18 protein-coding genes are annotated in these 18,054 nt (G+C 71.1%); 10 read left to right on the top strand and 8 right to left on the bottom strand.

Annotated features, from left to right (window positions below; translation table 11 throughout):
- The first annotated feature begins 5 nt into the window (after nucleotides 1-5).
- The 3 genes from ACWCQ1_RS31425 to ACWCQ1_RS31415 all read left to right on the top strand — a co-directional run bounded on the left by ACWCQ1_RS31425 (nucleotide 6) and on the right by ACWCQ1_RS31415 (nucleotide 1,918).
- Complete coding sequence (locus ACWCQ1_RS31425; protein WP_133043137.1) at nucleotides 6-416, top strand: VOC family protein; 411 nt, start codon at nucleotides 6-8, stop codon at nucleotides 414-416.
- Nucleotides 417-467: 51 nt separating this feature from the next.
- Nucleotides 468-1,208, top strand: coding sequence for a TetR family transcriptional regulator (locus tag ACWCQ1_RS31420; RefSeq protein ID WP_451027889.1), 741 nt, complete (start codon nucleotides 468-470; stop codon nucleotides 1,206-1,208).
- A 92-nt stretch (nucleotides 1,209-1,300) separates the two neighbouring features.
- Nucleotides 1,301-1,918, top strand: coding sequence for a Uma2 family endonuclease (locus ACWCQ1_RS31415; RefSeq protein ID WP_208778532.1), 618 nt, complete (start codon nucleotides 1,301-1,303; stop codon nucleotides 1,916-1,918).
- On the opposite strand, the gene ACWCQ1_RS31410 is transcribed toward ACWCQ1_RS31415, so the two are convergent.
- The gene (locus tag ACWCQ1_RS31410) at nucleotides 1,911-4,319 is read right to left on the bottom strand and encodes an MMPL family transporter (RefSeq protein WP_451027920.1); all 2,409 of its coding nucleotides are present in this window, start codon (nucleotides 4,317-4,319) and stop codon (nucleotides 1,911-1,913) included. The two genes, ACWCQ1_RS31415 and ACWCQ1_RS31410, sit on opposite strands and share 8 nt — an antisense overlap.
- Nucleotides 4,320-4,485: 166 nt before the next feature.
- Between ACWCQ1_RS31410 and ACWCQ1_RS31405 the strand changes: the two genes are divergently transcribed.
- The gene (locus ACWCQ1_RS31405; protein ID WP_133043140.1) at nucleotides 4,486-5,175 is read left to right on the top strand and encodes a response regulator transcription factor; all 690 of its coding nucleotides are present in this window, start codon (nucleotides 4,486-4,488) and stop codon (nucleotides 5,173-5,175) included.
- The gene (locus ACWCQ1_RS31400; protein ID WP_451027888.1) at nucleotides 5,172-6,626 is read left to right on the top strand and encodes a sensor histidine kinase; all 1,455 of its coding nucleotides are present in this window, start codon (nucleotides 5,172-5,174) and stop codon (nucleotides 6,624-6,626) included. The genes ACWCQ1_RS31405 and ACWCQ1_RS31400 overlap by 4 nt, the downstream gene beginning before the upstream one ends.
- A gap of 24 nt (nucleotides 6,627-6,650) precedes the next feature.
- On the opposite strand, the gene ACWCQ1_RS31395 is transcribed toward ACWCQ1_RS31400, so the two are convergent.
- From ACWCQ1_RS31395 to ACWCQ1_RS31380, 4 genes are all read right to left on the bottom strand, one after another.
- Nucleotides 6,651-7,052 carry an ATP-binding protein gene (locus ACWCQ1_RS31395; RefSeq protein WP_208778529.1) on the bottom strand — a complete coding sequence of 134 codons (402 nt, stop codon included), beginning with the start codon at nucleotides 7,050-7,052 and terminating at the stop codon, nucleotides 6,651-6,653.
- A 97-nt stretch (nucleotides 7,053-7,149) separates the two neighbouring features.
- Nucleotides 7,150-8,706 carry an ABC transporter substrate-binding protein gene (locus tag ACWCQ1_RS31390; protein WP_451027887.1) on the bottom strand — a complete coding sequence of 519 codons (1,557 nt, stop codon included), beginning with the start codon at nucleotides 8,704-8,706 and terminating at the stop codon, nucleotides 7,150-7,152.
- A gap of 206 nt (nucleotides 8,707-8,912) precedes the next feature.
- Nucleotides 8,913-10,157, bottom strand: coding sequence for a metallophosphoesterase (locus ACWCQ1_RS31385; RefSeq protein WP_451027886.1), 1,245 nt, complete (start codon nucleotides 10,155-10,157; stop codon nucleotides 8,913-8,915).
- A gap of 87 nt (nucleotides 10,158-10,244) precedes the next feature.
- Entirely contained in the window at nucleotides 10,245-10,484 is a 240-nt protein-coding gene (locus ACWCQ1_RS31380; protein ID WP_133043145.1) for an SCO4848 family membrane protein, read from the bottom strand.
- A gap of 91 nt (nucleotides 10,485-10,575) precedes the next feature.
- Here ACWCQ1_RS31380 and ACWCQ1_RS31375 point away from each other — a divergent pair, with 91 nt between their 5' ends.
- Nucleotides 10,576-11,853, top strand: coding sequence for a D-alanyl-D-alanine carboxypeptidase family protein (locus tag ACWCQ1_RS31375; RefSeq protein WP_358593292.1), 1,278 nt, complete (start codon nucleotides 10,576-10,578; stop codon nucleotides 11,851-11,853).
- Here the strand turns inward: ACWCQ1_RS31375 and ACWCQ1_RS31370 are convergent.
- A complete protein-coding gene (locus ACWCQ1_RS31370) occupies nucleotides 11,801-12,754 on the bottom strand; it encodes a YihY/virulence factor BrkB family protein (protein ID WP_358593291.1) in 954 nt (317 codons plus the stop codon). The two genes, ACWCQ1_RS31375 and ACWCQ1_RS31370, sit on opposite strands and share 53 nt — an antisense overlap.
- Before the next feature lie 130 nt (nucleotides 12,755-12,884).
- Between ACWCQ1_RS31370 and ACWCQ1_RS31365 the strand changes: the two genes are divergently transcribed.
- The gene (locus tag ACWCQ1_RS31365) at nucleotides 12,885-13,640 is read left to right on the top strand and encodes a decaprenylphospho-beta-D-erythro-pentofuranosid-2-ulose 2-reductase (RefSeq protein ID WP_133043146.1); all 756 of its coding nucleotides are present in this window, start codon (nucleotides 12,885-12,887) and stop codon (nucleotides 13,638-13,640) included.
- A gap of 25 nt (nucleotides 13,641-13,665) precedes the next feature.
- On the opposite strand, the gene ACWCQ1_RS31360 is transcribed toward ACWCQ1_RS31365, so the two are convergent.
- Together ACWCQ1_RS31360 and trpS are read right to left on the bottom strand one after the other, a co-directional pair.
- On the bottom strand, nucleotides 13,666-14,244 hold the full coding sequence (locus tag ACWCQ1_RS31360; RefSeq protein WP_133043147.1) for a 2'-5' RNA ligase family protein: 579 nt from the start codon (nucleotides 14,242-14,244) through the stop codon (nucleotides 13,666-13,668).
- 160 nt (nucleotides 14,245-14,404) lie between these two features.
- Complete coding sequence (gene trpS, locus ACWCQ1_RS31355) at nucleotides 14,405-15,418, bottom strand: tryptophan--tRNA ligase (RefSeq protein ID WP_133043148.1); 1,014 nt, start codon at nucleotides 15,416-15,418, stop codon at nucleotides 14,405-14,407.
- Nucleotides 15,419-15,507: 89 nt separating this feature from the next.
- On the opposite strand from trpS, the gene ACWCQ1_RS31350 reads away from it, so the two are divergent.
- The 3 genes from ACWCQ1_RS31350 (at nucleotide 15,508) to ACWCQ1_RS31340 (ending at nucleotide 18,040) form a co-directional block, all read left to right on the top strand.
- On the top strand, nucleotides 15,508-16,110 hold the full coding sequence (locus ACWCQ1_RS31350) for an RNA polymerase sigma factor (RefSeq protein WP_207929748.1): 603 nt from the start codon (nucleotides 15,508-15,510) through the stop codon (nucleotides 16,108-16,110).
- 55 nt (nucleotides 16,111-16,165) lie between these two features.
- The gene (locus tag ACWCQ1_RS31345) at nucleotides 16,166-17,158 is read left to right on the top strand and encodes a hypothetical protein (protein WP_451027919.1); all 993 of its coding nucleotides are present in this window, start codon (nucleotides 16,166-16,168) and stop codon (nucleotides 17,156-17,158) included.
- Nucleotides 17,159-17,287: 129 nt separating this feature from the next.
- Nucleotides 17,288-18,040 (top strand): hypothetical protein, encoded by a 753-nt coding sequence (locus ACWCQ1_RS31340; protein ID WP_451027885.1) that lies wholly within the window; start codon nucleotides 17,288-17,290, stop codon nucleotides 18,038-18,040.
- The last annotated feature ends 14 nt before the right edge of the window (nucleotides 18,041-18,054 follow it).

The raw sequence follows: 18,054 nt of genomic DNA, 5'->3' as shown, positions 1-18,054 counted from the left end.
ACGGTATGTCAGATGACCAGTCGTACGAACTGCTCGGATTCGACAACGTCCTGCTGCCCGTGGGGGATCTCGGCACGGCGGTCGGCTTCTACGAGCGTGCCGGGTTCACGGTGGGCTTCCGCTTCGACGAGGCGGGCATCGCACTGCTCAAGGTCGGTGCCGAGACGCCCGGCATCCTGCTGCGACAGGAGGACGGGCTGGGGCACCGCCCGCCGTCCTGGCCCTCGCCCCGGCTGTGGATCGAGGTGACCGACGCCCGGCAGGCGGCCGCCTGCCTCGCCGCGGCGGGCATCGCACCGCTCGACGAGCCCATCGCGGTGGCCACCGGCTGGACCGTCGAGATCGCCGACCCCTGGGGCAACGTCATCGGTTTCACGGACTACGGCAAGCGCCCGGAACTGGGCCGCCGCCCCTGAGCAGGGACGCGGGCCGAAAGGAGGGGCGCGTCACCCCGTAGGCTCTCGTGCGTGTCAGCGAAGAACGACGGCAGCAAGTCCGAGCAGACCCGTGCGCTGATCCTGGAGACCGCGATGCGGCTGTTCCAGGAAAGGGGCTACGACAGGACGACGATGCGGGCCATCGCCCAGGAGGCCGGGGTCTCCGTCGGCAACGCGTACTACTACTTCGCCGGCAAGGAACATCTCATCCAGGGCTTCTACGACCGGATCGCCGCCGAGCACCAGGTGGCGGTCCGGGAGATCCTGGCCCGTGAGACCGACCTCGAGGCGCGGCTGGCGGGTGTCCTGAAGGCCTGGCTGGACATCGCGACTCCGTACCACGAGTTCGCGGTCCAGTTCTTCAAGAACGCGGCCGATCCCGACAGCCCGCTCAGCCCCTTCTCCGAAGAGTCGGAGCACGCGCGCGAGGAGGCGATCTCGGTTCACCGCGAGGTCCTCGCGGGCGCCACGAGGACCAAGGTTCCGGACGAACTCCGGGACGTCCTCCCTGAGTTGATGTGGCTCTCCCAGATGGGCCTGGTCCTGTACTGGATCTTCGACCGCACTCAGGGGCGGGAGCGCAGCTACCGGCTGGCCGAGCGGGGGGCCCGCCTGACGGCCCGCGGTGTGTCCCTGGCCCGGTTCCGGGTGCTGCGGCCGCTGGTGCGGGAGGTGCACGAGCTGTTCACGGACTTCCTGCCGGGGATGACGAAGGTGCTGCCGCGGCCGGCGGGCGGCGGGCGGCGGGCGGCGGGCGGCGGGCGGTCATGATCCACGATCGGGTGAATGAGGCCTGAACGGGACGTTCGGGTCCTCCCCTGCCTACGATGATGCTCTCGACACCAGCCCCTAGGAGGCACGCGATGTCCGCTGCATCCGTCGAGCAGCCCTTCGACGACGACGAGCCGTTCTCGCTGACGGCCATCGCCGACGAGATCATGGAGCGCCATCCGGGCTACCGCGTCGAGATCATCGGAGGACATCTCCTCGTGACCCCTTCACCGGATGCCCCTCACGCCCGCGCCCTGACCAAGCTCATGCGGCCCTTCATCGCCGCGGGGCTGGACGACGAGGGCACGGAGGTCCTCCAGAACGTCGGCCTCTGGCTGCCCACCGGGGACGAGGACTACGCCATCCCCGACCTCGTGATCGTGGACGCCGACATCGACGACCACTTCGTCGAGAACAACGCCTACGACCCGGTCTGCTTCCGCCTGGTCCTGGAGGTCACCTCCAGCAACTGGAAGGACGACCTGAAGACCAAGGCCGTCGCCTACGCCAAGGCGGAGGTGCCGGTCTACGTCATCGTCGACCGCAAACACCAGCGCCTGCACGTGCTCACCGACCCCGCCGGGGAGAAGTACGAGCACCACCGCCCGTACTCCCCCGGCGAGACCGTCACGCTGCCCGAGTCGATCGGCGCCAAGGTCACCCTCGACGTGGACGAGATCCTCAAGGCCGCACAGAAGAAGGCTAGTTGACCGCGTCCACCTCGCCCTCGGCCAGCTCCACGTCGTACACCAGCGGCCCCTCGGCCACCACCACGTGCGCCGCCCGCGACCCGTACGACGGAGCCGTCGCCGCCAGCAGATAGGCGCCCGGACCCGGTACCGACAGGATGTACGAGCCGTCCGCCAGGGACGTCACCCGGTCCAGTTGACGCCCGCCCTTCGACAGCAGCGTCACCGAGGCGCCGTCCACCGGGTCGCCGTCGACCGTCCGGATGAAACCGTGGATCACGGAGGCGGGGCCCTCGTCGGCCGCCGGTGACTCCAGCGCCTCCTCCTTCGGCTCGACCGCGAGATGCGGCAGCCGCTTGTCGAGCCAGCCCGGCAGCCACCAGTTGGACGTCCCGAGCAGGTGCATCGCCGCCGGTACCAGTGCCGTACGCAGGATGAACGCGTCCAGGGCGACCGCGGCGGCCAGGCCGACGCCCGCCATCGCCGCTCCCGAGTTGCCGCTCAGGACGAAGGCCAGGAACACGCAGACCATGATCAGGGCCGCGGAGTTGATGACCCGGCTGGTCTCCGCCAGACCGACCCGCACCGCGCGCGCGTTGTCGCGCGTGTTGACCCACTCCTCGTGCATCCGGCTCACCAGGAACACCTGGTAGTCCATCGACAGGCCGAAGAGCAGGGAGAGCATGATGACCGGGAGGAACGCGTTGATCGGGCCCTCCTTGCCGAGGCCCAGCAGGTCCAGGCCCCAGCCCCACTGGAAGACCGCGACGAGGATACCGAAGGAGGCCGCCGCGGCGATCAGGTTCATCAGGGCCGCCGTCAGCGGGACCACCAGGGAGCGGAAGGCGATCAGCAGCAGCAGGAAGCCCAGGCCGATGATGGTCCCGATGAAGAGCGGCAGACGGTCGCCGGTGACCGCCGCGAAGTCCTTGGAGATCGCGGTCACGCCGCCCACGTGCGCTTCCGCCCCCGCCTGCGGGATCACCTTCTCGCGCAGGGTGTCGATCAGGTCGTCCGTCTCCTTGGACTGGGGTGAGGTCTTCGGGACGACCTGGATCACCGTGACGCCCTTGACGGTCGGGAGGGGCGCGACCCGGGCCACGTCGGACGTCGACTCGATCCCCTTGACCAGCGCGGACGTGTCACCGCTCTTGGTGACGACCTGGAGGGGGCCGTTGAAGCCGGGGCCGAAGCCCTCGGCGAGCAGGTCGTAGGCCTTGCGGGTGGTCGTGGACGCGTCGTCGTTGCCCTGGTCGGTGGCGCCGAGGCGCAGCGACAGCACGGGGATGGCGAGGACGGCCATGACGACGAGGGCGAGCGCGGCGATCCTGCGGGGACGCTTCTCGACGTTCACCGACCAGCGGGCGGCGAGACCGCTGGCCCGCTCCGGCTCGGGGCCCTCGGCGGCGAGCCTGCGCCGCTGGCGGCGGCTGAGCACCCGCGGGCCCAGGAAGCCCAGCAGGGCCGGCAGCAGGGTCGTGGCCGCCAGAACGCTGAGCACGACCGTGAGGGACGTGCCGACGACGACGCCGTCCAGGAAGCGCAGCCGCGTCACGAGCATGCCGGCCAGCGCGATGCAGACCGTACCGCCCGCGAACAGCACGGCCCGGCCGGAGGTGTTGAGGGCCGTGACCGCCGACTCCTCGGGGTCCAGGCCGCGCAGGATGCCGCGACGGTGCCGGGTGACGATGAACAGCGCGTAGTCGATGCCGACACCCAGGCCGATCAGGGAGGCGAGCAGCGGGGCGATGTCGGGGATGTCGGTGCTGTGGCTGAGCAGCTGGGTGGAGAACAGGCCCATGCCGACCCCGAAGATCGCGATGGCGATCGGCAGCAGCATCGCGAAGAACGAGCCGAAGGCCAGGAACAGCACGAGGGCCGCCGCGACGATGCCGACCATCTCCGACAGGCCCTGCGGGGGCTGCTCGACGCGCTGGATCGCCTGTCCGCCCAGCTCGACCTTGAGTCCCTCTCGCGCGGCGCCGTGCGCGGTGTCGACGACGTCGTGGATGACGTCCTCGGACACCTCGTTGGCCTGCTTGGCGAAGGTCAGCTGGGCGTAGGCGATCGTGCCGTCACGGCTGATCTGCGCCGCCCCTCGGGGACCGGTGTAGGGGCTGGTCACCGCGCCGACCCCGGGCATCTTCGCGATCTTGTCCAGGGCGGGCTGGATCCGGTCCTGGACCGCCTTGTCCCTCACCGAGCCCTGGTCGACCTTCCACACCACGGTGTCGGTGTCGCCCGAGGTGGTCGGGAAGGCCTTCTGCATCAGGTCGTACGCGCTCTTGGAGTCCGTGTCGGGGAGGGAGAAGACGTTCGCGTAGTTCGTCCCCGCCGTGGACGCCGAGAAGCCCAGGCCGAACAGTGCCCCCACCCACAGCAACAGGACCACCAGCCGGTGCTGATAGCACCACCGTGCCAATGCCGCCACGATCAAAGCTCCTTAGTCGGTCGTCGGTCGGTCCCCCAGGTCCTGGCTACAGGATTGGCGGTGCCGCTCGCGCGCGGAGGGAACCCGCCATGACTCTCAAGGAACTCCAAAGAGCGTTCCGGACCCCGCTGTCAGTGGCCCGTCCGATACTGGGGGCATGACGACGGCTCCAGGCACCGTGCTGGTGGTGGAGGACGAGCCGAGCATCGCGGACGTCCTCGCCATCGCCCTGCGCTACCACCGCTTCGAGGTGATGGTCGCGGGCACCGTCCGCGAGGCCCGCGCGCTCGCCGAGCGCACCCGTGCGGACGTGGCGCTGCTCGATGTCATGCTGCCGGACGGGGACGGGCGGGTCCTCGGGCGTGAACTGCGCGCCGAGCGGCCGGACCTGGCGCTCGTCTTCCTCACCGCACGCGACTCGCCGGCCGAGATCGTCGGCGCCCTCGGCTTCGGCGACGACTACATCACCAAGCCGTTCAACATCGACGAGGTGGTCGCCCGCATCACGGCGGTGCTGCGCCGCACCCGCCCGGCGGACGTCCTGCCGCAGCGGCCGCCACTGCGCTACGGAGACCTGGAGCTGGACGAGACGACGTACAGCGTGCACCGCGCGGGCCGCAGCGTGGAGCTGACCCCCACCGAGTACGCGCTGCTGCGCTTCCTGGTCCGCAACGGCGGCCGGATCGTGCCCAAGGAGCAACTGCTGCGGCACGTCTGGCAGTACGAGCACACCCCGCAGGAGTCGACCGTCGTCGAGACCTACATCAGCTATCTGCGGCGCAAGCTGGACGCCCTGGGACCGCCGGTGATCACCACGCGGCGTGGCGTCGGATACGGGCTGGCATGAGGCTGGAGAAGCGGCTGCGCGGCCACCACGGCATCCACTCGCTGCGCGCCAAGCTGACTCTGGCGAACGTCGCCCTGCTCGCGCTCGGCATCGTCGCGGCGACGGCGGTCAGCCTGATGGGCATGCGGCACTATCTGATCGCCCAGATCGACTCCGGGCTGACCAAGACGCGCGCGTCACTGGGCAGTTCGCAGCTCACCCTGCGGCAGGTGGACTCGCTGGGCGCCCTCGCCTTGGCCCGGGACCGGCTCGTCGGTACGGACGAGCAGCCGCGGCCGGAGTCCATCTACACCGCCGTCGACGCCCGGTCCAGACCCATGAGCGTCTTCGGCGTCGCCCCGACCACCGCCCAGCGCGGCCTGGCCGCCGCCGTGCCCGACCCGCGCGCCCTGGAGAAGGATGCCGCACCGCACGAGGTGACGGTGAACGGCGCCACCTACCGCGCGACCGCCACCCGTCTCGCCGACGGCACGTACGTCCTGCTCGCCACCTCGACGGAGGCCCTGCACCGGGGCATCGGCAAGGCCCTCAAGCTCGACCTGGCCGTCGGGACACTGCTGCTCACGCTCCTGTGCTGCCTGACGATGCTCAGCGTCCACCGCCGGATGCGTCCGCTGGAGGACATGGTGGAGACCTCCTCGGCGATCGCCGAGGGCGATCTGACCCGGCGCGTGCCCTCCAGCGAACATCCCACGCAGGAGGTCGAGCAGCTGCGTCTGGCCCTCAACTCGATGCTGCACCAGGTGGAGTCGGCGTACCGCACGCGCGAGCACAGCGCGGCCCAGCTCCGCCGCTTCGTCGCGGACGCCTCGCACGAGCTGCGCACCCCGCTGTCGGCGATACGCGGTTATCTGCAGCTGTACGACAAGGGGATGCTGAGCGATCCGGACGAGCGCAAGCGGGTCTGGGAGCGGGTCCTGGCGGAGACCGACCGCATGGGACGCCTGGTGGACGAACTGCTCACGCTGGCCCGTCTGGACCAGCAGCCCGAGCTGCGCTTCCGCAACGTCGACGTCAGCCGCCTGGTGCGGGACGCGGCCGAGGACCTGCGGGTGCAGCAGCCGGAGCGGCCCATCGAGGTGGCGGCCGACGGCTCCGTGCTGGTGAGCGCCGACGAGTCGGGGCTGAGACAGGTGCTCGGCAACCTGGTGGGCAACGTCCGCACGCACACGCCGGCCGAGGTTTTGGTGCGGCTCGGCGTGGAACGGGAGGACGGGGTCGTACGGCTGAGTGTCGCGGACGAGGGTCCGGGGCTGTGCGAGAAGGACGCGGCGCGGGTCTTCGACCGGTTCTTCCGGGCGGGCGGGGGCGCGGGCAGCGGGCTGGGCCTGGCGATCGTGCAGGGGGTGGTGCAGGCGCACGGCGGCGAGGTGGCGGTGCGTACGGCGCCGGGCGAGGGGCTCGCGGTGACGGTCACCCTGCCGGCGGGGAGGGCGGCGGCGGTGTCGTAACGGCCGTCGGCCCGGAGGTCGGTCTCATGTGGCGGACAGCACCAGGGCCCAGACGGTCTTGCCGTGCCGTCCCCGGGTCCACACACCCCAGGCCGCCGCGACGGCCTCCACCAGGTGCAGTCCGCGCCCGGTCTCCTCCCACTCCCCCACCACCCGCAGGCGCGGCTCGAGTTGACCCTCGTCGGACACCTCGATGAGACAGGACCCGTCGGCGAGTGCGGTCACCGCGACCTCGAACTCACGCTCTCTGAGCGGTCCGTGGCGTACGACGTTGGTGGCCAGCTCGGACACCAGCAGCAGCGCGTCCGTCAGCGCCGGGTCGTCCGGGCCGTGTCCCCAGTCGGCGAGATGGTCCCGCACCCGGCGCCGCGCCAGGCCCACGGAGGCCGGGTGCCGGGGCAGCCGGAAGGAGTTGCGCCTCAACACGTTTGCTCCTCACCCCGCCCACACCTCCGTCACACCGTCCTGCGTGGGGAGGATGCCCTGCGTCGCGGGGGCGAATGTCCCAACCTGTGAGATCGCGTCAGATCCAGTCCAGGCTCCACAAGCGGAACACCCCGGTCCCGTCGTCCAGATACTGACCGCCGCCGACGTCCTCCGTGCTGATCACGTACTCCTTGCCCTGCCACAGCGGGATCACCGGCACGTCGCGGGCGATGTCCTGCTGCAGGGAGCTGAAGTCGGAGGCGGCGTCACCGCGGTCGGCGAACTGCTGGCTGTCCTGGATCAGCCGGTCGACGGCCCTGCTGCTGTAGCCGGTGTTCATGGTGCCGTCCGTGCCGACCAGCGGGGCGCCGAAGGTGTCCGGGTCCGGGTAGTCGGCGACCCAGCCGACGGCGTACGCGTCGAGCTTTCCGGTCGCCCAGTGCTCCTGGAAGTCGGTCCACTCGTAGCCCTTGAGCGTGACCTTGAACAGGCCGCTCGACTCCAGCTGCTTCTTGATGGCCTCGGCCTCCTCCTGGGAGGAGCCGCGGTTGACGGCGTAGCCGTAGGTGAAACGTACCGGCACCTTCACGCCCGCCTCGCTGAGCAGTGCCTGCGCGGCCTTGGCGTCGGGCTTGGGGTAGGCGTCGAAGAACGACGTGGTGTGGCCGGTGATACCGGTCGGGATCAGCGAGTACAGCGGGTCGACCGTGCCCTCGTACACGGTGGCGGCCAGCTGCTCGCGGTTGATCAGCCAGGCCATCGCCCGGCGGACCAGGACGCTGTGCAGCGGCGAGCCCGCACGGGTGTTGAGGTAGAGGTTGCGGGTCTCGGAGCTCTCGGACTCGGAGAACCGCTGGTTGGGGTCGCTGGGCGACAGGCCGGACAGCACCTTGGGCGGCAGCTGCCGGGTGGCGACATCGACGTCCTTGGCCTTCCAGGCCTTCTCCAGGGCGTCGGGGTTGGTGTAGTAGAGCAGGTCGACGGGGCGCGCCGCGCTCTTCTCGGCCCCCTTGTAGTGGCCGTTGGGCGTGAGCACCGCCTTCTTGTTCTTCTGGTACGACGTCAGCTCGTACGGTCCGGTGCCGTCGGCGCCGGGGCCGGTGCGCAGGCGGCTCTTCGGGTACTTGTGGCTGTCGACGATCGAGCCGGCGCCGGTGGCGACCTTGAACGGGAAGGTGGCGTCGGGCGAGGACAGATGGAAGGTGACGGTCAGGCCGTCGGCGTCCACCGACCGCAGCGTGCTCAGCAGGGAGACCGGGCCGACCTCGGACTTGATCGCCTTGACCCGGTCGAAGGAGTACTTGACGTCCTCGGCGGTCATCGAGCGGCCGCTGGGGAAGGTCAGCCCCTGGCGCAGCGTGCAGCGGTACGTCGTCAGGGCGCTGCCCACGAAGTCACAGCTCTGCGCCGCGTCCGGGACCGGCGCGGTGCCGCCCGGGTCGAAGGTCAGCAGTGACTGGAAGACGTTGCTGAACAGGGCCCAGGAACCCGCGTCGTAGGCGCCGGCCGGGTCGAGCGCCGTGACGGCGTCCGTCGTACCGACCGTGATGGTCTTGCCCTTGTCCCCCTGGGACGGCAGCATCTGCCAGCCGCCGACTCCCACGCCCGCCAGCACGAGCAGCGTCGCGAGAATCCGCATGCGCACGGAACGCATCGGTATGCCCTCTCCGGGCCTCCGCGGGCCCCACCCCACACATGCCACTCCCCTGGTGGCGCGGCTCACCTAATCACAGAGGTTTCAACCGGGGGAAGAGGGATTTGTCGAGTTGAGAAAGAACTTACCGCAAGGGGTTTCGGCCAGGTTTCACAGCTTGTGCACAGGGTCCGCCGGGGACGGGTTCCGTCCGGCTCCGCCGTCCGTCACGCGTGCGTGGAGGCCAGTTCGATCACCGTGATGTCGGACGGCGCCCCCACGCGCGTGGGCGGTCCCCAGGCGCCGGCGCCCCGGCTGACGTAGAGCTGGGTGTCGCCGTACCGGTCCAGGCCCGCGACGGTCGGATTGGCGGCCGCCGCGATGAGGTTGCCGGGCCAGAGCTGGCCGCCGTGGGTGTGTCCGGAGAGCTGGAGGTCCACGCCGTGCTTGACGGCCTCGTGGATCTGGACGGGCTGGTGGGCGAGGAGCACGCACGGGCGTGCCGGGTCCCGGTCGCCGAGCGCCTTGGTGAAGTCGGGGCCCTGCCCCTCGCTCTCGCCCGCGAGGTCGTTGACGCCGGCGAGGTCGAACCAGGGCAGTTCCGTACGGGCGTTCTCCAGCGGGTGCAGACCGAGGCGCCGTACCTCCTCGACCCACTGCTCGGCGCCGGAGTAGTACTCGTGGTTGCCCGTGACGAAGTAGGAGGGCGCCGTCAGCCGCGACAGGGGTGCCGCCGCCGGACCCAGGTTCTTCACGCTGCCGTCCACCAGGTCGCCGACGACCGCGACGATGTCCGGCTGGGTGGCGTTGACGGTGTCGACGACCTTCTGCGCGAAGTCCCGGCCGAGGATCGGGCCCAGGTGGATGTCGCTGACGACCGCGATGCGGTAACCGTGCGCCGCGCGCGGGAGCTTGGCCAGCGGCACGGTGACCCGCTTCACGCGCGGGCCGCGCAGGACACCGTAGGTGCCGTATCCGACGGTCCCGACGGCGGCCGTGGCGGCGGCCGTGGCGAGCACCCGCGAGACGAAGAGCCTGCGGGAGGGCTCGGGGGCGGGCTCCGGGCCGGGCGACGACTCCGGTTCGCCCTCAGCGGCCTTCGGCGGTACGGCCCCTGCCGGGACCGGCTCCTCCTGTCGTACGGCCGTCACGGCGCCCGTGCGCCGCTTGGGCAGCCGTCGCAGCAGCGGCCGTACGACCTCGGCCGCCACCACCGCCAGCAGCAGGTAGACCGACAGCGCCAGCCACAGGAAACCGGGCCAGGCGAGCACCTGTTGCAGCCAGAAGGGGGCGCCCCCGCGCTCGGCGACCAGGGCGCCGACCGCCAGCACCCAGCCGCCCGCGATCGCCACCACGCCGGCCCGTCGCACCAGACCGGGGCCCCGGGTGGTGTCGCGGAACAGGCGGCGCCACAGGTACCAGTTGGCCGCCACCAGGACGACGAGCGCGAGCAACGCGAAGACGATGATCACCTGCGGTGGCTCCCCGCTGTCTGGCGACGGCTGTCTGGTGGGCGGCCCGTCTGGTCGACGACTGCCCGATCGGCGGCTTTTCGGCGGTTATGAAGTGCGGCGCAATGCGCGCAGCCCGCGCAACCCGATGCCGCCGATGACCGTCCCCAATACGAAGGAAACGACGGCGAGCGTCAGGTGCACCCAGAAGTACGCCGTGGGGCGACCGTCGTCGAACGCGAGCCCGCTGCTGTCCTTGACCAGGTTTTTGACGAAAGTGACCCAGATGACCCAGCTCCACACCCCGAAGGCGAGCAGGAACCAGGAGACCGGGCGGCTGAGCTTCATACGTTCAGTATCACCGGCGTCCCCACGGCTCCGTGCCCGGGGTGGGGTGGTGGGTGGGACTTCCCGCGCGGTGCCATGTACGTTCTCGTCCGTGTCCGCTCCCCAGAAGACCGCCAGGCGATCCCTGCTGGTCACCTCCGCCGCCCTGTCGTCGCTCGCGCTGACCGCGCCCGTCGCGCTCGCGGCCCCCAGTCCGTCCACCAGCCCCTCCGCCACTCCCCCGGCGCGCATGTCGAGCGTGGGCGGCGGCCGCCTCGGACAGGCAGGCACCCAGGTCGACCTGGGCAGCGGCGCCCCGGTGCTGCCGAAGGACATCACGGCGCGCTCCTGGATCGTCGCGGACGCGGAGTCCGGGGACGTGCTGGCCGCGCACAACGCGCACTGGCGGCTGCCTCCGGCGAGCACGATGAAGATGCTGTTCGCGGACACGGTGCTGCCGAAGTTCCCGAGCGGTGAGAAGCACAAGGTGGCGCCCACCGACCTGGCCGGCATGGGCGCCGGCTCCAGCATGGTCGGCATAAAGGAGGGCGAGACGTACTCCGTGCGCGACCTGTGGCTCGGTGTCTTCCTGCGCTCCGGCAACGACGCCGTGCACGTGCTGTCGGCGATGAACGACGGCGTCGACAACACCGTCAGGGAGATGAACCAGCACGCCGAGGAGCTGCAGGCCCTCGACACGCACGTGGTCACCCCCGACGGCTACGACGCCCCGGGGCAGGTCTCCTCGGCCTACGACCTGACGCTGTTCGCGCGGTCCGGGCTGCAGAAGAAGGACTTCCGCGCGTACTGCTCGACGGTCCGCGCCCAGTTCCCGGGCGAGACGAAGAAGAACAAGAAGGGCAAGACCGTCCGCGAGTCCTTCGAGATCCAGAACACCAACCGACTGCTGGCCGGCGACTCCGACGTCTCCGTCTACCAGGGCATCGCGGGCGTCAAGAACGGCAACACCACCAACGCGGGCGCGACCTTCACGGGCGTCGCCGAGCGGGGCGGACGGGTGCTGCTGGTGACCGTCATGCACCCGGAGAAGAACGAGCACAACGAGGTCTACAAGGAGACCGCCAAGCTCTTCGACTGGGGCTTCAAGGCGGCCGGCAAGGCCCGCCCGATCGGTGAGCTGGTGCCGCCCAGGAGCGCCCAGACCAGCGCGCAGCCGGGCGCCGAGGGACAGGCCGGCGGGGCCGGTGACCCGTCCGGCGCGCCCTCGGCCAAGGCGTCGACGAAGGCGGCGGCCGAGGCCCGCTCCGGCGGCATGGGGATCGCGCTGGGGATCGCCGGCGGGGTGGTGGTGCTGCTCGCGGGCGCCGCGTTCGTGGTCAACCGCCGCTGGCCGCTGCCCGACCTGGTACGTCGTCGTCCTCGTCCCTGACCTTGCGCACCACCCCGGCCCGCTCCTCGCCCTCCTCCTCGCGCAGTTCCTGCTCCTTGCTCTGCGTCGCCGTCCAGGCGGCGCAGAACAGCACGAGTTTCGAGGTGAAGTTGATCCACAGCAGCAGGGCGACGGGGACGCCGAAGGCGCCGTACATGCTCTTCGCCGCCACGCCCTGCATATAGCCGCTGAGCAGCGTCTTCAGCAGCTCGAAACCGACCGCGCCGGTCAGCGCCGCGACCCCCAGGCGGCGGCGCGGCGGCTCGACGCCGGGCAGCAGGGTGAGGACGTACAGGAGCAGCAGGAAGTCGGCCAGTACGGCGACGGTGAACGCGGCGACGTACAGCAGGATCCCGTCCCAGCCGCCCTTCTCGATGCCGAGTTGGCGGGTGATCCAGCCGACCATCGCGGAGGCGACGGTGGAGGCGGCGAGGGTGACCAGGACGGCGCCGCCGAGGCCGATGAGGATGCCGAGGTCCTTGGCCTTGCGCAGGAAAAAGTTCTCCTCCTGGTCCGGCAGCTCCCAGACCGCGCGCAGACACTCACGCGTCGAGCCGGCCCAGCCGATGCCGGTGAAGACCAGCAGGGCGCCGGCGATGAGACCGACGGTGCCGGCGTTCTGCACCAGACCGTTGACGTCGAGTTGGTCGGAGATGCCGGGGACCTGCTCGGCGATCTTGTCCTGGAGATCGTTCTGCTGCTTCTGGCTGAGCAGCGCCGCGCCGATCGCCGCGGCCACGGTGAGCAGCGGGAACAGCGCGACGAAGCTGGTGAACGTCATCGCGGCGGCCAGCCGGGCCCATTTCACCCGCTCCAGACGCTCGAACGACCGCCACGCGTGCGTGGCCATCGCCCGCGTCAGCAGCGGCCCCACGAAGGGAAGCTTTTTCAGCCAGTCCATGATCCGACTCTGCCCCGGGTACGGATGCCCGACGCGCGAGTACCCCGAAAGAACGCGCGTGTGACGTGTTCAGGGGAGGTTACGCATGTTCTGCGCCGATCGCCCGCATGGCGGCGATACGGTCACCGTCATGCCTGACGCCTTCGGCCTCCCCCAGTCCCTGCTCGTCCTCGGCGGTACGTCCGAGATCGCCCTCGCCACCGCCCGCCGTCTGATCGCCCGCCGCACCCGCACGGTGTGGCTCGCCGGACGCCCCTCGCCCGCCCTGGAGCAGGCCGCGGAGCACCTGCGCTCGCTCGGCCCGGACGTGCACACCCTCCCCTTCGACGCGCTCGACCCCGACTCCCACGAGGCCGTCCTGGGCAAGGTGTTCGCGGAGGGCGACGTCGACATGGTGCTGCTCGCCTTCGGCGTCCTCGGCGACCAGGCACGCGACGAGCGCGATCCGGCCGCCGCGGTGCGGGTCGCGCAGACCAACTACACCGGAGCGGTGTCCGCGGGCCTGGTGAGCGCCCGCGCGTTGCAGGCACAGGGCCACGGCTCGCTCGTCGTGCTGTCCTCCGTCGCCGGTGAGCGGGCCCGCCGCGACGACTTCATCTACGGCTCCAGCAAGGCCGGCCTGGACACTTTCGCGCAGGGCCTGGGCGACGCGCTGCACGGCACGGGCGTGCACGTGATGGTCGTCCGCCCGGGGTTCGTCCGCTCGAGGATGACGGCCGGTCTGCCCGGGGCGCCGCTCGCGACGACCCCGGAGGCGGTGGCGACGGCGATCGAACTGGGCCTGCGCAGACGCTCGGAGACGGTCTGGGTGCCCGGCGCGCTGCGGTTGGTGATGTCGGCGCTGCGGCACGTCCCGCGCGCGGTGTTCCGCCGGCTGCCGCTGTGACGCCCACCGGCTGCGGAAGGCCCTGTTACCGGCTGCTGATGGTGCCGCGCTCCACGTGCCCCGCCTGCGGCGGCACCACGGACCCGCCGAAGGCGAACTCGCGGAGCTTGCGCCACACGCCGTCCGCGCCCTGCTCGTAGAGGGCGAAGCCGGTGCAGGGCCAGTCGGCCTCGTAGTCGGCGAGTTCCTCGAACGCGCGGTCCATCGCCGCCTCGTCGATGCCGTGCGCGACGGTGACGTGCGGGTGGTAGGGGAACTGCAGTTCGCGTGACACGGGGCCGGAGGCGTCACGGACCTGCTTCTGCAGCCAGGTGCACGCCTCGGCGCCCTCGACCACGCGCACGTACACGACGGGGGACAGGGGCCGGAACGTCCCGGTGCCCCTCAGCCGCATCGGGAACGGCCGGCCGGCCGCGGCGACCTCGGTCAGATGCGCCTCGACGGCCGCGAGGGCGTCGCCGTCGATCTCCGTCGGCGGCAGCAGGGTGACGTGGGTGGGGATGCCGTGCGCCGCGGCGTCGCCGAAGCCCGCGCGCAGCTGCTGGATCTGGCTGCCGTGTGGCTCCGGGACCGCGATCGACACGCCGATCGTTACGGTCCCCACGTCGTCTCCTGTCGTCGTGACGGATTTGTTCTCAGCCGTCCGGCTATCGACTGTACGGCCACGGCTGTGTTGTGGGCAGGCGCAACCGTAGTGATGTGCAGCGCTCTGCCCAGTGGTACGTCTGTACGCGGGTGCGTCAGTGCTTGTGTACGCGGGTGCGTCAGTGCTTGGCGGGCAGGAAGCCCACCTTGTCGTACGTCTGCGCGAGGGTCTCCGCGGCGACGGCGCGCGCCTTCTCCGCGCCCTTGGCGAGGACCGAGTCCAGCGTCTCCGAGTCGCCGAGGTACTGCTCGGTGCGCTCCCGGAAGGGCGTCACGAACTCGACCATGATCTCGGCGAGGTCCGTCTTGAGCGCGCCGTACATCTTGCCCTCGTACTCCTGCTCCAGCTCGGCGATCGACGTGCCGGTGAGGGTGGAGTGGATGGTGAGCAGATTGCTGATGCCGGGCTTGTTCTCCGCGTCGTAGCGGATGACGGTGTCCGTGTCGGTCACCGCGCTCTTGACCTTCTTGGCGGTGGCCTTGGGGTCGTCGAGGAGGTTGATGAGGCCCTTCGGCGTGGACGCCGACTTGCTCATCTTGATCGTCGGGTCCTGCAGGTCGTAGATCTTCGCCGTCTCCTTGAGGATGTACGGCTTCGGGATCGTGAAGGTCTCGCCGAAGCGGCCGTTGAAGCGCGTGGCGAGGTCGCGGGTCAGTTCGACGTGCTGGCGCTGGTCCTCGCCAACGGGGACCTCGTTGGCCTGGTAGAGCAGGATGTCGGCGACCTGCAGGATCGGGTAGGTGAACAGGCCGACGGAGGCGCGGTCCGCGCCCTGCTTGGCGGACTTGTCCTTGAACTGGGTCATGCGGGAGGCCTCGCCGAAGCCGGTGAGGCAGTTCATGACCCAGGCCAGCTGGGCGTGCTCGGGGACGTGGCTCTGGACGAAGAGCGTGCAGCGCTCGGGGTCGAGACCGGCCGCGAGGAGCTGGGCGGTGGCGAGCCGGGTGTTGGCGCGCAGCTCGGCCGGGTCCTGCGGGACCGTGATCGCGTGCAGGTCGACGACCATGTAGAACGCGTCGTGGGTCTCCTGCAGGGCCACCCACTGACGGACGGCGCCGAGGTAGTTGCCGAGGTGGAACGAGCCTGCGGTGGGCTGGATTCCGGAGAGCACGCGGGGACGATCTGAGGCCATGCTCACCATTCTCTCAGGTCTCGGGGGCCGATCCGGAACAGGTGGGAAACAGGTGGGAACCGATCCGTCCTGCGCGGTGTAACAAGAGTGTGAGAACGCGGGAGGGGGGCCGCATCGTCGATGAGGCCGCGGTGATCGCCCGGGTGCGCGCCGGAGAGCCGGAAGCGTACGCGGAGCTGGTGCGGGCCCATACGGGCATCGCGCTCAGGGCGGCCGCGGCGCTCGGGGCGGGTGCGGACGCGGAGGACGTGGTGCAGCAGGCCTTCGTCAAGGCGTACTGCGCGCTGGGCAGGTTTCGGGAGGACAGGGCCTTCAAGCCGTGGCTGTTGTCGATCGTCGCCAATGAGACGAGGAACACAGTGCGTACGGCTACCCGGCAGCGCACGCTCGCCGGCCGGGAGGCGGCCTTCGTGGAGGCGGAGCCGCTGATACCGGAATCGGCGGACCCGGCGGTGGCGACCCTGCACACGGAGCGCCGCGAGGCCCTCCTCGCCGCCCTGGAGCAGCTGAGCGAGGAGCACCGACTGGTCGTCACCTACCGCTATCTCCTGGAGATGGACGAGTCCGAGACGGCCCAGGCCCTGGGCTGGCCGCGCGGGACGGTCAAGTCCCGCCTCAACCGCGCCCTGCGCAAACTGGGCCGGCTCCTGCCGGATTTCGAGCCCCGGGAAGGGGGTGAAGAGCGTGAGTGAGGGACGGGACACGCACGGACGGGACGCGTACGGCGGTGAGGGTGGCCGGGGCCCGGTGGGCGCCGGCGGCCGGGGTCCGCGCGGCCGTGCCGGCGACCGGGGAGCGGGGGCGCGGGGGCGTGACCGGGGGCGTCGTGAGGACGGGGCTGCCCGGCTGCCGGACGAGTTGCGGGCGCTGGGCCGGTCACTGGACCCGGACGGCGCGGCAGGCGCGGAGGGCGCGGGCCGCGGCGACGGTTCCTTCGGCTCCGAGACGATGGTCGAGCGGGTGCTCGGGCAGATACTGGCCGAGCATCTGGCGGTCCCGGTCGCCGAACCCCGGGGCGCCCGGGAGCGGCTGCGTGCGGTCCGGCGCTGGACGCGGACGCGGTGGCGCTCGCTGACCGCGGCGCTGTGCGGCCTGCTGACGGTGCTCGCGCTCACGCCTCCGGTGCGGGCGGCGGTGCTGGACTGGTTCGACTACGGCGGGGTGCAGGTGCGGTACGACCCGTCGGCGGTGCCCTCGGCGGGCGCCGTGGTGCCCGGCTGCGGCAGGTCGGTGTCGCTCGGTCAGGCGCGGCGCCGGGCCGGCTTCGAGCCACTGGTCCCGGACCGGCTCGGGGTGCCGGACACGGTGACGGTGACGGGCGAGCCGCACGGACGGTTCCTGGTGAGCCTGTGCTGGCGGGAGGGTGGGCGGGACGGGCGGACGGTCCGGCTGGACGAGTTCCCGGCCTCGCTCGACGCGGGGTTCACCAAGCGGCTGCGGGAGTCACCGGAGTGGATCGGGCTGGGCGGGAAACCCTCGGCGTCCGGTGTGCAGCGGTACGCCCTGTGGTTCGCCCACCCGCATCTGCTGAGCTTCTGGCTGGTCGACGCGGACGGCGACCGCTTCACCCGAAAGGAGCGGACCGCGGGGCCGACCCTGCTGTGGACCCATCCGAGCGCCGACGGCCGCGGCGAGGTGACGCTGCGGCTGGAGGGGGTGGCGTCCAGGTCCAGGGCGGTGGAGATCGCGAAGTCCCTCGAGGCGGCGGAGTCGGCGCCGTCGCGGAAATCTTCCTCTTGATCTGCGGAGGGTGGGAACCCCGGCGGGTCGGGCGGTGTACCAGAAGTGACACGCGGCTCACGGTGGGCCGCGGGGAGCGACGGGCTGGGGGATCCGATGTGGAGGGGTCTGGTTCGTGAACTGGCGGCCGTGGCGGGAGCGTTGGCGGTCGTGTCGGGGGTGGGGATGACCGGCCGGGCCGCGGCTTCGGGGCACGACGGTGACTCCTCGGTGCCGCGGCCGTCGGAGGACGCCCAGGCGTCACCGCGGGCTCCGGGCCGGGACGTCCCGGATCTGGCGATGATCGTCGCGGGTGGCACCGGGCGGACGGTGGTGCTGCGGTCCCCTGAGCCGGCCTTCGCCCGGCTGCGGGAGCTGCTGCGGCCGACGTACGAGGGGACGGAGCGAGTGCCGGCGAGCTGGAACGAGGACCGCTATCCGCCGGTGGACTTCACGGTGATCTGGGGGCTGACGGGGGTCGGAGGCTGGCCGCAGACCAACCGGGCGCCGGGTGATGACGTGGCCGTCGAGCGGCAGGACCAGCTGTTCGTGGCGCCGGACGGCACGCCCTGGATACGCAGCGATCCCGCGCCGGACGTCCAGGACGACGACATCCGCTGGCATCGGGCACCGCGCTCGGTGTTCGTCCGGCTGAAGCAGGAGAGGGTGCTCAGCGGGTTGGGCGGGGCGGGGCGCGGTGACGACGGGGGTGCCGACAACGCGGCCGGGCGGGGGGCCGCTCGGGCGCAGTCCGGCCGGGACGGTGTCCGGTGGGCGGTTCCGGGAGTGGCCGTGGGGATCGTCGTCGGGGCGGGCGGCACCGTGCTGATACGCCGCGCGGCGGCCCGGCGAGATGCGGGGCCGCCGCGGGAGGAACCACGACAGGAACTCATCGATCTGTGAAGGCCGACCTGTGA

Source organism: Streptomyces sp. NPDC002144 (assembly GCF_053593695.1).
This window is presented reverse-complemented; position numbering and strand designations above follow the sequence as displayed.